The organism is Delftia sp. WSY_7 (genome assembly GCF_043104845.1).
In the GTDB taxonomy this organism is placed as follows: Bacteria; Pseudomonadota; Gammaproteobacteria; order Burkholderiales; family Burkholderiaceae_C; genus Comamonas; species Comamonas tsuruhatensis.
The window spans coordinates 1-12,943 of the sequence record NZ_JBICLB010000028.1; the positions used below are offsets into that span (position 1 = coordinate 1).

Annotated in this window: 17 protein-coding genes; 1 reads left to right on the forward strand and 16 read right to left on the reverse strand. The window is 58.7% G+C overall.

The genetic code is table 11. The features are described from left to right. Window positions 1-741, forward strand: a 741-nt coding sequence (locus ACF8ME_RS11410) for an ATPase, T2SS/T4P/T4SS family (protein WP_392416452.1), incomplete at its 5' end; no start/stop codon positions are given. Window positions 742-759: 18 nt separating this feature from the next. On the opposite strand, the gene ACF8ME_RS11415 is transcribed toward ACF8ME_RS11410, so the two are convergent. The 16 genes from ACF8ME_RS11415 to ACF8ME_RS11490 form a co-directional block, all read right to left on the reverse strand. Further along, complete coding sequence (locus tag ACF8ME_RS11415) at window positions 760-1,485, reverse strand: hypothetical protein (RefSeq protein ID WP_392416454.1); 726 nt, start codon at window positions 1,483-1,485, stop codon at window positions 760-762. Between the two features lie 297 nt (window positions 1,486-1,782). Continuing rightward, window positions 1,783-4,170: an SNF2-related protein gene (locus tag ACF8ME_RS11420; protein WP_392416455.1), complete on the reverse strand. Its 2,388-nt coding sequence runs from the start codon at window positions 4,168-4,170 to the stop codon at window positions 1,783-1,785. Window positions 4,171-4,287: 117 nt separating this feature from the next. Next, window positions 4,288-4,890 carry a hypothetical protein gene (locus ACF8ME_RS11425; RefSeq protein WP_392416458.1) on the reverse strand — a complete coding sequence of 201 codons (603 nt, stop codon included), beginning with the start codon at window positions 4,888-4,890 and terminating at the stop codon, window positions 4,288-4,290. A 64-nt stretch (window positions 4,891-4,954) separates the two neighbouring features. Continuing rightward, window positions 4,955-5,209: a hypothetical protein gene (locus tag ACF8ME_RS11430; RefSeq protein WP_126312624.1), complete on the reverse strand. Its 255-nt coding sequence runs from the start codon at window positions 5,207-5,209 to the stop codon at window positions 4,955-4,957. Next, window positions 5,202-5,549, reverse strand: coding sequence for a hypothetical protein (locus tag ACF8ME_RS11435; protein ID WP_126312623.1), 348 nt, complete (start codon window positions 5,547-5,549; stop codon window positions 5,202-5,204). Before ACF8ME_RS11435 ends, ACF8ME_RS11430 begins: the two co-directional genes overlap by 8 nt. A 228-nt stretch (window positions 5,550-5,777) precedes the next feature. Further along, complete coding sequence (locus ACF8ME_RS11440) at window positions 5,778-6,713, reverse strand: hypothetical protein (protein WP_392416462.1); 936 nt, start codon at window positions 6,711-6,713, stop codon at window positions 5,778-5,780. Window positions 6,714-6,781: 68 nt separating this feature from the next. Beyond that, a complete protein-coding gene (locus tag ACF8ME_RS11445; RefSeq protein ID WP_392416464.1) occupies window positions 6,782-7,069 on the reverse strand; it encodes a hypothetical protein in 288 nt (95 codons plus the stop codon). Between the two features lie 2 nt (window positions 7,070-7,071). Then, a complete protein-coding gene (locus ACF8ME_RS11450; RefSeq protein ID WP_289241074.1) occupies window positions 7,072-7,389 on the reverse strand; it encodes a type I restriction endonuclease subunit M in 318 nt (105 codons plus the stop codon). 113 nt (window positions 7,390-7,502) lie between these two features. Continuing rightward, a complete protein-coding gene (locus tag ACF8ME_RS11455) occupies window positions 7,503-7,754 on the reverse strand; it encodes a hypothetical protein (RefSeq protein ID WP_392416467.1) in 252 nt (83 codons plus the stop codon). A 65-nt stretch (window positions 7,755-7,819) separates the two neighbouring features. Further along, the gene (locus ACF8ME_RS11460) at window positions 7,820-8,947 is read right to left on the reverse strand and encodes a DUF6094 domain-containing protein (RefSeq protein WP_392416470.1); all 1,128 of its coding nucleotides are present in this window, start codon (window positions 8,945-8,947) and stop codon (window positions 7,820-7,822) included. A 91-nt stretch (window positions 8,948-9,038) separates the two neighbouring features. Continuing rightward, the gene (locus tag ACF8ME_RS11465; RefSeq protein ID WP_392416473.1) at window positions 9,039-9,269 is read right to left on the reverse strand and encodes a hypothetical protein; all 231 of its coding nucleotides are present in this window, start codon (window positions 9,267-9,269) and stop codon (window positions 9,039-9,041) included. A gap of 121 nt (window positions 9,270-9,390) precedes the next feature. After that, complete coding sequence (locus ACF8ME_RS11470; protein WP_392416475.1) at window positions 9,391-9,633, reverse strand: hypothetical protein; 243 nt, start codon at window positions 9,631-9,633, stop codon at window positions 9,391-9,393. A 201-nt stretch (window positions 9,634-9,834) separates the two neighbouring features. Beyond that, window positions 9,835-10,119 (reverse strand): hypothetical protein, encoded by a 285-nt coding sequence (locus ACF8ME_RS11475; RefSeq protein WP_392416478.1) that lies wholly within the window; start codon window positions 10,117-10,119, stop codon window positions 9,835-9,837. A gap of 72 nt (window positions 10,120-10,191) precedes the next feature. Beyond that, a complete protein-coding gene (locus ACF8ME_RS11480) occupies window positions 10,192-10,509 on the reverse strand; it encodes a hypothetical protein (protein WP_392416480.1) in 318 nt (105 codons plus the stop codon). A gap of 453 nt (window positions 10,510-10,962) precedes the next feature. Further along, entirely contained in the window at window positions 10,963-11,661 is a 699-nt protein-coding gene (locus tag ACF8ME_RS11485; protein ID WP_392416482.1) for a DUF3275 family protein, read from the reverse strand. 369 nt (window positions 11,662-12,030) lie between these two features. Then, the gene (locus ACF8ME_RS11490) at window positions 12,031-12,786 is read right to left on the reverse strand and encodes a DUF3577 domain-containing protein (protein ID WP_392416483.1); all 756 of its coding nucleotides are present in this window, start codon (window positions 12,784-12,786) and stop codon (window positions 12,031-12,033) included. Between the last annotated feature and the right edge of the window lie 157 nt (window positions 12,787-12,943).

Here is a 12,943-nt window from a genome sequence, read left to right on the forward strand (position 1 = left end):
CTGGTTCTGGTAACTGGCCGCACTGGTGCAGGAAAGAGCACGAGCATTGCAGCAATGCTCAACCAGGTTAACAAGCAACGCTCTTCCAACATCGTCATCATCGAAGAGCCCATTGAATTCATCTACAAGGCTCGGATGTCGCGCTTTACCTACCGAGAGGTGGGAAACGATGTAGACAGTTATGCCAACGCAGTTGAACAAGCGCTACGGTATGTTCCGGACGTCCTGAGCATCGGCGAGATCCGCGACGCAGAGACTATGAAGGCTGCCGTGCGCGCCGGTGAATCGGGTCACCTGGTGTTCGGCACTATCCACGCCGCCAATGCCATGGGCGCAATCCGAAAAGCGCTGGGCTTTCTTGATACGCAGGGCGAAAAACTGTCTTTTGCGACAAATGTAGTAGGAGTCTTGGCTCAAGCCTTGCTGCCAACCATTAATTCTCACGCGAAATCGCTCGCTTTTGAAATTATGGATTTCACAGCGAAGCAAAATGGTGTGACATTGCTGGCGGAAACGGTTGAGAAAATGCTGTCGCCACAAAGTGATGGCACAGAGCTTCAGAGCTTCGAAAAAGACTTTCTAAGTCAGCAAAGGCGAATTGGCGTTGGCAGCTCACCATTTGTGCAGAGTTTGAAATATCTTCTAAAACACAAGCAGATCGATATTGCAAGTGCTTTGTCACTGATTCATGACTCAGCCAGCATAAAAGAACTGAGAGATATATTTACCCATCATGGTTGATTATTTGTATTTTATCACTTAGGTAGTTGATGATATGGCGCGGCTTCTGTATTCAACTTCAACAATGAATTTAGTAGCTGCGGATATTACAATAGCATCATACATGCTAATATTTGATTCTTTGAGACTCCCATGCCCAGCCGTGGGAGTCTCGTTTCTCAGTCTATAAATCGTTCCGGCAACTTTCTTGATTTCTTCTGGCAATTCAGATTCTTTCTCATATTTTTGCAAAAATGAGCCAAGTGTTTTATCTCCTAGCACTGGATCATTTAAAATATCCTTGGCTAAGGTTTCCAATACGTTTGCCGACGCGTGCAACACCCCAGAAAAGTCATTTTTCTCCAAGCACACTTCCATTCGCGCAATTTGGGATTTTATATTTTTATGGATGAAATTGTCAAACCTCCATCCGGTGTCTCCATTAAAACTCTTAACTTTCTCAAATACAGTACAGTCTAAGTAGTGGCATGGAACAACAGTTTGCCAAACATATCGCCAATCGTCGATTAAACCATCCCGTTCTGCCCTTCGATGTCCAGAGTCTTGATCTATATGATCAACATATTTAGACATAAAACTTGCATAGTATCTGTAATATCTGCCCGATACTTCCGGGCAGAAATTAGACAAATGATCTACTTTTCCAGCTTCGTTTGAGATTGAAGTTCTATCCTCTTCTATCAGCGGTACGAGCGTTTTATCTTTCCAATGTTTATCTAATTCATTAATTGTATCATCGTCCAATCCAGCTATCGCTCCTACGTTTGTGAGTAGATATATACTTTCATAGTATCTATGACATTTACGAACGTCGGCATAATTGCATGAGTTTTGTACGCCTGACTCTTTGCTTTTCTCGGTATACCATGATGAGCTGGGTATTATTGGAATCTTATTGAAAATCATTGAACATTAATCCAGTGCTGTTTAATAAGTTCACAGCATGCTATTCAAACAATTAAGACAAGTCAAATAAATTCTATAAAAAAGCCCCGGCAGAATGATTCTGTCGGGGCTTTTGTACTTGCGCACAGTACGCTGTTAGGCTGCGAGCAACTCCCTGGCCAGGGCCACTTCGATGCTCTCGCCCTCATTGTCATTGAGCACGTCCAGGCCACACTCCGGCATGTCGCCCGAGGTGGACTGAGACACCGTGATCTTCTTGGCCATGAGCCGCAGGCAATCCATCTGGCTGGTGCCGGCGTAGCCCAGGAAGATCACGCGCACGTCGTGCTTTTGACCAATGCGCCATGAGCGCCTGGCCGCCTGCATCATCGTGTAGACATTGAAGCCGGACTGCATGAAGACGATGGTCGGGAACTCCAAAAGATCCAGGCCCGTCTTCACTAGCTCAGGGTTGGTGATGACCACATCGACGCCGCGATCGACCTGGTCGGCCACCCAGTCCTCTCGCTTCGATGCGTCCACGCTGGCGCGGAGCACGGCGACCTTCAAGCCCCGGGCCTCCAGGTGCATGCGCAGCCTGGCGGTGGTGTCGCGTGTGCCCGTGTAGATGGAATAGACCAGCACCTTGCGGCCCTGTGCTTTCTCTTCCAAACACAGCTCGATCAGCTTTTGCTCTTTGGGTGTGCACTCGGTTTCCGAGAAGACCGGCGCCTGCAGGTGAAGCAGTGCCTTGGTCCTGGGATGCCTGACGGTCTCGGTCCTGAAGCAGCATTCTGGCCATGCCAGCAGCACGTTCATGACCACGCCCAGCAGCGTGCTGTCTTTCATGGCCAGGGCTTTTTTGAGCATCTGCACGAGCTTGAGCGCCATGACCTGGTATGCCTCGGCCTGGTCCTCCTGCATCTGCACGTCGATGAAGGACTCGGCATAGGCCGGCAGCACCTTCTGGCCGATGTCGCGCAGCTTCAGGAAGACCGTGATGGGCAGCACGTAGCGCATGATGCCCACCGGGCCGAAGCCCGGGGCCTTGGATGTGCGCACCGTGAGCTGCTTGCCCTTGGCCGTGCGGTGGGAGGTCGATGCCGACTCCTTGTATACGTCCTTGAGCACGCCGTGCGTTCGCATGAAGCCCATAGTGGCGGCAGCCATGGAGCCATTCTTGGAGGGTTTGAATCCGTCCTCGATCAGCGCAGCGGGGTTGATCCGCCACAGCAGATGGAAGAGGTCGTCTGCATAGCCGCCCATGAGCGTTCCCGTCAGCAGCAGCACCCTGGAGCACTGGCTGGCCAGCACACCCATGGCCTGCCCCTGGGCCGAGCCCTCGTTCTTGTACTCATGGCCCTCATCGACCACCAGCAGCCCAAAGTAGTCCTTGGGCAGATAGCGCTTGATGAACTCGGTGGGCTGATAGCCCCCCTGCCCTATCGAGAACTCGAAGTTGGCCAGGCGCCGCTCCATGCGCTTGGCCTGTCGGTCGGAAAACACCAGGTCGCCATTCTCGTCCATCAAGTTCACGAACTCGTAGACGTTGTCCTCAAGCATGGCAGCCAAAGTCTTCTCGCCGAAGGTCTTGAGCAGGCGCTTGGCTGCCACCGGCCCGATGGTCGGCAGCTGCTGCAGCGCGTCGAGCACCAGGTCGTACATGGACTGGATGGGCTTCCCGCTACGGATGAGCGTCCACAGCGTGGAGCTGCAGCTGTCGCACTTTCGCCGGCGCTCGCTCAGCAGCTGCTTGGCCAGGGGGGCTGACAGCGGCAGCGTCTCACCCTCCTCGCCTTTGGATTCGAGCGGCCGCATGCAGTTGGGACAGCACGCCGCAGAGAACACTTGGCCCTCGATCAGCAGCTTGCGTTCGATGAACGCCGGCCGCCAGTGAAAACCCATGCGCATGCGCACGCGGCCCAGGACGAAGAACTCCGGCTGGCTGGATTCCAGGCCCAGGCGCGAACGCAGGGCCAGCAGCTTGCGCAGCGTGTCCGGGCCGTTGAGCACCCACACGCGCGCACCAGGCACGGTCTCCAGGATCTCGCGCCGCCACTTGTAGACCAGGTGGGGCGGCGAGATGATCAGTGTCCGAGGATTGCGCTGCTGCAGGTGCTGCAGCAGCACGGCGGTGCAGATGGCCATCATGGTCTTGCCCGTGCCCATCTCGGCGTTCAGCACGGCCGCGGGCTCACCCCGGTCGGCCAACAGCTTGACGATGGCCTGCACGGCCTCCGACTGCGCGGCGAACGGCTTGCGTTTGAGCCCCTGCAGGATCTGTTGGCGATCCTTCCAAACGCTTGTTTGGCTGTCTCGCTCGGGCATGTAGACAGGTGGATGCTGGGCACGCACCTGGTCCAGCAGGCCCTGGCCAAACTCACGGATGAAATCGCCCAGCGGGATGGTCTCGCTGATCACATCGGCCAGGAAGTCCTCGCCCTCGATCTGGCCGAATTCGCCCGTGGCATCCGATGCTGCAACAGGTGCAACGGTAGTAGTGTCCTGCTCCAGGACGGGTGTGGTGGGTGTGGAAACTTCCATGATTTGCTCCAAAAAATAAGGGCGCACCGCTGAAGAACAGCGGTGCGCCCTGGTGGTTGGGTGGAAAGGTGTGCCCGAGGCCTGGCGCATGGCCTGGCTCGAATTCAGGCGAGAGGTTCAGGCGACGAGCTGACGCTCGCGGACGCCGGCACTGACGTGCCGGATAAAGTGGTCGGTGATGCTCACGCGCAGCGCGCGGAGTTCGCCGATGCGCGGATAGAGACCTTGGCCAAGCTCGTGCACCGCGCCTTTTTCTTGACACCAGGCCAGCAGAGGCTGCTGCCAGGTATCCAGCAAGGCGATGGGCGCCAGTTCCTTGACAAGGCTCCACACTCGCGCATCGATGTCACCGCTGGTTGCCAGCACCCAGCCGATGCGATTGGCTTGGTCCAGGGCGCGCAGGCGTTTGTCGTAGAGCCAAAGATGGCTCAGCGGCCCGAACAGGTTCTGGCGTGGCAGCCGGCCGCTGAACTTGGCCAGGCGGTCGGTAGATCCGAGGTCCACCAACTGCCGCTCGCCGCCGGCGCCGACCAGGGCGAACCGGCTGATGCCGGATTCAGCCTGGCTGCCGAGCTCGGCGGCCGCTATGAACTGCATGGCAGAGGCATCGCGGCCGTAGAACGACAGGAACATGAGCTCGCCTTCGTCATTGCGCAGGCAGGCATCGACCCAGAGGTCGGCGTAGCCCTCGATGCGGTAGAGGCTGCGGTGTGGTGTCAAGAGATGCTCCAGAGAAGACGGAGCAGCCCCATGCGGGGCGTGCCCCGCATGGGTTGAGAAATGGTCAGGTGGGATTCGGCACCCACAACCAGACCGAGACATAGACGCCTTCATCGGCCGGTGCCACAAGTGGCGACACATCTGCGAAGGAGTCATCGCTGCCATGCAGCTGGCGGGCCTGGTCGACGGCCCAAGCAAATTCCCGACGGAATCGATCTTGGTCCTGCAGGCATTTGTCCAGAGCGCAAACGGCCTGGGCCAGATTGCCCTGCTCCCAGGTGTTCACAACGCCGCGGGCAGCAACTTCCAGGTCATGCATGAGCAGGCTCCTTGCGGTCCTGCGCCGCATAGTGCATTTCCACGGCCAGCTTGACGGATTCGAGTTGGGCCAGGATTTGTGCGTGCTGTTCCCGGGCCACCTTCTCGGTGACACGCTTGGGGGTGGTTGAAAGGAAGAGACGATTGAAGTCGCCCTCGCCGTTGAAGCCGATCACATGGCGGCGAGTGTTCCCGGTGCAAAGGTGGACCGATGCACGGGACTCCAGTGAGCCGCCAAGACCCTTGCGGGTGCTGATGTCGAGCTCCCTGGCGCCGCCCAGGTCGATGATCGTGACGAGTCTGTGGCCATCGCGTGTGGAGTGGCTGTAGTGAGTACGCATGAAATGCTCCTTCAAGTTGGATTGAGAGAGCGAGCGCCGCCCTTGCGGGACGAGGCCCGCAGGGGTGGTTGGAAAAATGCCTGGTCTTGCGACCTGCGCGCTTGCAAGGCTCAGCGCACCTAAAACCGTTCTGAATGGTTCAAACGGTTTTCCGCAGCCCACCCCTGGCAGGCTCTGGAAAACCGGCTGTCGCCGGTTTTGGTTGAATTCAGCAGTGCTGAAAGGTGGTCAGTTCAAACGCAAGCGCTCGAAAGCGATCACGTCCGCAGTGGAGAAGACCTGGACGAGCTCAGCGCGCGCCAGGGCTTCGAGGTCCGGTGCTGGATCTGTGTCGCCCCAGGCCTCGGGATCGCAGTCGGTTGCATCATCGAGCTCCTTGCCCTCCGCGACGTGCATCAGCTCGCCGTTGATGAGAAAGATGGCCCCACGAGCATCCTTGAGGCCTGTGCCCTTGGGCTGATTGACCAGAAGCTCCTTCACGGCGCATTCGTACTCCCGGCAGCTCATGCGTACGGTATCGACAGTGGCCGCCGGCGCAAGATGCCCCTCGGGGTGTCCATCCTGCAGGTAGGCTTCCAGTTCCTCTGCGCAGAAGCGCTGAAAGAACTTCGGCGATCGCAGCGCTTGCAAGTCCGCCTCCATCGACGACCAGTTGCCGGCATCACGCAGGCATATGCCGTCGATGCTGGACTGACTGTCAATGCAGCTGAGCAGGCCCCCGACAAGCAGATAGTCCAGGTGGTTTGGCACATGCAGCGCCGTACCCGCTGGATGCTTCATAAGCAGCATCCTGGTGTAGCGTGCAAAGTCGTCGTAGCTGACCTTTCGGTGTGGCAGCGGTTGCAAAAAGAACTGGAGGATCTCCAGTTCGTCGGCTTCCACTTCCTGCGGCGAACAGCGTTGGAAAAGCGTACGCTCGGCCAGCGCTTGCATGCCCGAGACCAAGTTCTGCCCTTCCCAGGCTGAGGCCTCGCAGCTGCCGGCATCGCGGATGGAATCACCTGACTCAAGATACGCAAGCTCATCAAGCACAAGAAGGATGGCTCCGTGTTGACCAAGCTTCAGGGCCGTGCCTTTCGGCTGCGACCGCAAAAGTTCCATCACGGCCGCCTCCCACTGTTGAAAAGTCAGTTCCGCACAGGAGGACTGGGTGAGTGTCGTCATGGCTATCTCCAAATAAATGGGACAGCCTCCCCCGAGGGCTGCTGCCCCGGGTGGGTGGATGAAAGATGTCAGTGCAGCCTGCTGCCAGGCTGCCCCGAGAGGACCTGCAGGGACTGCAGGAGCTCGGTGGCCACAAGGTCGCGCGCACGAAGATCGGCGGCGGTCATGCGGGTGCCAAGATGGCACAGGACGTTCTCCAGCGAAGCTTGCGCATCGCTGGCCAGGTCCAAGGTTTTCAGAATGCCCGGCACCAGGGCCGGAAGCGTTGCCAGCAGATCGAGCATGGATTCATCCAGGGCCGTGAGGCCTTGGCGATCCAGCGCTGCAATCTGCTTGAGGGTCTCGATCGCGGACATCATCAATACTCGTAGGGCAGCAACAACGTGGTTGTCTGCCACCCTGCATCGGTGATGACCCAGATCGTGTGATCGCCCACCTTGTAGACGGACATCACCATGGCGCGATCGACCAGCGCGTGCTGGTTGAGCGCACGATCGAGCGTGTGGATCTCCCCCCAATCCCCGCTTTGGTGCCGGCGCAGCAGCTCGTGCGGATCGACTTCACCTTTGCAGATGAGATCGTCCACGCCGATCGTTGTGACACAGCGACTCGCGTGAAAAAAGGGTGTGGTCTGTGGGATGGTGGCGGCGGGCCGCACCAGGTCTTCAATTTCCATGGGTCATCTCCTGTGTTGCAGGGACGGCCCCACGATGGGGACTGTCCCCATCGGGTGAAAAAAGAAGGATGGCCCTACCCGGCACGAGGACCCGGTAGAGACGAGGATGCAGATCAGTCCGTTGCGGGTTGATCGCGGTGGTATTCGCCATATTTCTCGGCCATTTGGCGAGCCACGTCCTTGGCAATTGCTTGCCAGTACGTACCCTCAAAAAGCGCGCAGTCATAGCGTTCGGGATGTGGCTCGCTGGCGATCTCATCCGCCTTTTCGTGCAAAGCCTGGATCACGAAAGCCTGAACCATGGGCCCAAATTTCGAGAACTCCATGAGCTCGGTGAGGAACTCGACATTGGTTTGCTGTGGCACGGCCACCTCCTTGAAATGCGAGGCAGCCGACCCGAGGGGCTGGTGCCCCATGGGGTTGAAAGAAGTCAGGCGATCTTGACGATCTGCCCAAGGCGCGCATCGGGCGTGAGCTCGATGGCGTTGATGACGGGAACGAAACGGTCGAGCAGCACGGTGGACTGCGAGGCATTGCCCTTCTCGTCCACGTCGATGCTGACCTTGCGCTCCTTGCGTTTGTAGGTATCGCCCTTGATCAGAAACGTGCGGCCGTTGCCGGCCGTGATCTTTCCCGTGACCTGGCCAGCGGCCAAGGCCAAGGCCAGGTGCCAAGGTGTCAGGTCACGAAGTGGCGGCCGACATGCGCCAGTCGCCTGAGCGAAGTGAGCCTGCAGGCCCTCCCACAGCAGGCTGTGGGAGAACTTGGCCAGCTCATCGACCAGCTGCTCCTCATCGATCTGCACGGCATGGAAGTCGAGCTCCAGATCCCCCTGCAGCGCAGGGATCAAATAAGGCTCCAGCTCCCACGAGTCCGGTAACAAGGGTGCGCCCTCCTCCGAGTCCTGCGCGTCCACGAGCGGCTGCAGAGCGGCCTTGGTGGCATGCGTCGGCCGGCAGCGGGTGCCGATCACGATGCACTGCTTGAAGCGCCGCTCCGGTGCCATGAAGACGCGCAGATCCTGAAAGTTGCGCACCAGGTAGCCGCGGATCTCGTCGTCGAGCGCGTAGTGCGGAATGAGGTAGACCAGCACACCTCCGTAGGCCAGGTAGGGCACGGTTTTGCGCAGGAACGTTCGTTCCAGTCGCTCGGCCTTCTCCGGGTCGTCGATCAGGGATCGCTGTGCGGCCTGGTCAGAAACACCGTAGCCGTATGGCGGGTTGAGAAACAGAAGACCCATGCTGCGCGGCCGCACGATGACATCGTGGACATCGGCTTGCAACACGCGATCGAGGATCTCCTTGGCGTGCCGCGCACGGTCGCGGTCCAGCTCGATGCCGAAGGCCTCGGCGCCGGCGGCCGCACCGCGAGCAACGGTCAGCAGTTGGCGCACATCGGCCAGGGCCGTGCCCTCGCCGCAGCAAGGATCCAGCATGCGAACGTTGCCGTGATCGGGCATGCGCAGCAGATTGGCGATGCGGGCAATCGATTCTTCATCGGTCGGGAAGTACCCAGCCTTGATGTAGTTGCGCGCCAGGCGCGCGAAGATCAGGGCCATGGCCTGCTCTCCCCAAAAAAAGAAAGCCAGCCCAGGGAGATCCCTGGTGCTGGCTGGTTGGTGGATGGCAAAGCAAGCTTTGCCTGGTAGATCACAGCTGGGTCCACATTCCGGAGTTCCAGGCCGAGATGGCCTGACGCTCGCTGTTCCAGGACTCATCAGACTCCCGCGTGAATGGACCATGCTCAGACCTCGTACCGAGGTAGAAGTCTCCATTGCTGGACAGCACCTGCAGCTGCAGGAACTTTCCGCGTTGGGCTGCGAGCAGGCCGAAGGGCGCGATTTCAGACTTTGCGGACGTTGCGAATTGAACTTGCGACATGTCATTTCTCCTTGAGGGGAAATGGACGAGCGCCCCCGGACGGGACGGCCCATCCGGGTTGAAGTTGAGTTGAAGTGTTGAAAGCCCTAGCCACAGGATGACCTGTGAGCTGGGTTGGTGGTCAGAGATAGGTGCGCTGTGTCCAGCGCCCTTCATCCCATGCCTTCTTGGCCTTCTCACGGGTAGGCCAGTACTGCATGGATTCGCGCGTGAACGGACCACTGTCGGAATAGGTCCCGAGATAGAAGCCCGCAGCACTTTGCAGAATCCCCATCGGATACTCCTTTCCGCTTGCGCGGGCAAGAGCACCAACTTGAACGGTTTCATCTGCCTTGGATGCGCTTGGGATTTCGGTTTGCGTCATGACATTTCTCCTTAGAGGGGGAAATGGACGAGCGCGCCCGGACGGGACACGGCCCATCCGGGTTGGGGGGAAGGTTGAAATCGTGAGACACTTTTCGGATGACCGAAACGCGCCCCACATTGAGAGTGATTGAAGGAAGCCCCGTCGAAGAATTGGACCTGGTCCACATCTTCGAGGAGCTCGATGCGCGTGATGCGCTTCCTATCCTGCGGCAGCGGATGCGACAGCAAAAGGCTGCGGCAAATTCCGTTCTCGCATCAGTTGAACCAGGCCGGCCGGCAGACCAGCAAGCAGCTCCGGACGTGCGTAGCACGACTGGACCAGCTTGACGATCGAACAGACTTCGCCAGGCGCGACCTGCTCGCGCAGATCCATCAGCTTTTCATATTCCTGCTCCGTGCAGGCCTGCATCCAGCGGTTGAACGCTTGGTGCGTGCGCGCGCGCTGCTCGGCCGTCCAGACAGGAAGAGCTTGAGGGTTAGTCATGGTTGACTCCAAAGAAATGGGGACAACCGGCCCTTGGGGACGATGGTCCCCGAGGGTGGATGAGAAGGTGAACTACAGAAGTTTGACCGCCGCGATGGCGAGCCCGACAACCGTAATTTGCGTAGTGATGATCCAGCGCAGCTGGTCATTGAGACGGGCATTGAGACGAGTCTCAGATGCCGAGATTTCAGTTCGCACGTTGGCGATCTGAGATTTCAGCTCGGCGCCATCCGATTTGGTCATGACCTGGTCGCGCATCTCTGCACGCACAGCATCCTGGACAGTCTGGATGGCGTTTTCAAGCTCACGCTCCACGGCACGGGCCTTGTCTGGCGTGACGCCAGCCTCGGTCAGTGCTTCAAAGACGCTCAGTTTGATGCGCATGCCCATGAGTCTACTCCTCCCGAAAAAAGAGCGGGCACGCCTTCCCTGACGGGCTCTTGTGCCCGCGAAGGGTGGTGATGATGGCAATGCCCAAGCAGCGAACTGCTTTGCACATTTGCGGGGCTCAATGTGCTCGAAACCATACTGAATGGTTGGATGGTTTCCCTCAGCAGCCGCAGCTGCAGCTGCTGAGGGAACCCATCGGATTCCACAGATTTCACAATGCTCCTGGCCGCCAGTGGCTGGCCGGTCACCAGGTGGAGCTCAGGCGACCGAGGAAAGGCGCGGTCACAGGCACGGCTTGGCTTTCACCGTGGCTGCACTATCGCAAAGCCGCTGCGCATCAGGTCGCAGCCACCCCAATTTGAGAGCCCCCTACCCTGTCGGGTCCTGCAGGCTGTCTATTGAGCACCGCCAGATGCGCAAGAGACAACCCGCGATGCGGGCTGATGTGTCAGGTCAGATCGGATGCCAGGTCTGGCTCTGAATGTCTGCCATCCTGTAGCCCAGGTCCTTGAGGGCTGCCACTTGCTGACGCAGGCGAAGACGATCCACGGTCGGGTCGAGCTTCACAGCGTCCCGGCTGTGCACTTGCGGCCAAAGCTCCCCGAAAAGCTCCTGCAGCTGCGCCTCTTGCGCTGACTGCGGATCTTCAACAGGTACGGGGTCAGAAACCGTCATAGCGGTCGGCGCCTGATCCACTCTGGCCAGCCGCTTCTGGATGCGCTTTTTGAGCTCTTCCACATTCGCTCTGGACTGGGCCGAGCCCGGACTTGATGTCCCGGACATAGGAGTCGAGCTGGCGGTTGCTGATGCCGACCGAGGAGGCGGCGGCGGGACTGCAACCGGCTCTTCGTCCGCCGGGTCAGCTTCAACAAGATGGGGTTCTTCAGGCCTTTCTTCCATGTCATCGATCTGAAGATCGTGCAGCACGGCGCGGATCTCAGTGATGGACTTGTTGAAGTGGATGTACTGCTTAAGGAAGATGCGCTCAACCCAAGCCGTGCCTTTGTAGACGCCGTCATCAAACTGGTCGAGCAGCTGGTCAAAGACGCGGAACTCACCGATGTCGGTGAACAACTCACCCACGCAAAAGTCGCCGTTGCGACCCCCGCGAATTTTCTTGACTCTCAGCGTGATGCCGGAGAGCTTGATCATGTGCTCTTGCTCCAAAAGACGGAGCCAGAGCCCATGGGCAAGGCCCCACGGGTGAAAAAAAACACTCCACACGTGAACGCATGGAGTGCTGGTTGGATGTTCCGGGAGATTTCCAGTCAGCCGGCTGTGTGATCTCGCACACCGGCGAAGTGTGTGCGTCAACGAGATGGTGCGCAAAATCAAAGTGCTCCAACCCGAGGGCGTGCATGTCTCAGGAGCTCACATGCCTTGCCACAAAGTGGCCACAGGTTTAAGCGATACCTGCAAACGCTTGGAAGCCTTGAGCATAGCGCAAAACTTGTAAATCTGGGCCAAAAAACAACCCCTGGCCTGCGATGCAGGACAGGGGCTGGTTGGCGCTAGTTCAGCTTATCGCTGACCGGCAGGCTCTCGGTAACCAGCTCCGCTATGCGGTGCTGGACGACGAGGGTATGCCGAGGGGCCATGGCCGCGGGCAGCCGGAGCGGCTGCTTGACGCGACTGAGCGTGCCCTTGAGGGGCAGTGCTTGGCCGTTGGGCATCCACAGGACGCGACTGCTGAGCGCCCCGGGGGGCCTCTTGCTGCGGCGCATGCTGTGGAGCTTGGCGAGGCTGATGCTGTTGCTGGTCTTCAGGCCAGGACTCGTCCTGGTAGAAGCCTTCGCCCTGCGGTTCATGCTCACGAGGAGCATCTTCGCCTGCAGGCTCAGCACCATCTGCGCTGCGCTTGTACACCGACTCCCCATCGACCGAAATCGAATAGATGAGAATCAGGCGGCCCTTGATGAGCGCGGCCATTTCCTTGTGCCCCGTGGGGCGTCCGGTTTGCTGGTCGCGCACATCGCGCTCGTAGACATGAGGGTAGGTGTCGGCGATGCGGAAGGTCACAGTGACCTTGCGACGTTCGTCCACACTTTGCTTCATGCTCTCGATCAAGCCGATCGCTTCGGCACCGCTCACGCGGAGGTCGAAGTAGGTCGTGTCGGACGAATCAGAGCTCCCACGCAACGCACTGATAGCGCATGCGAGGAAAGGCTCAGACTTGCGGCCACGGCCTTGCGGCGTAACCCAACGGACACGGCTCAGATAGCCGACACCGGTGGTGTGCAGGTTGAAATACTCGCGTTGTGCGTTCGTTGCTTGCATGGTGATCTCCAAAGTTTCCAGAAGAATGTGGAAAGGGAGCGCAGATGCACGCACCGGACCGCGAGGTCTGGATGGGGCAGCTGGTCCCCATCCGGGTTGCGAAAAATGCTCTACATGGTCCTTGGGAGACCGTGCTGTGACTAGAAAGAGCTCAGTC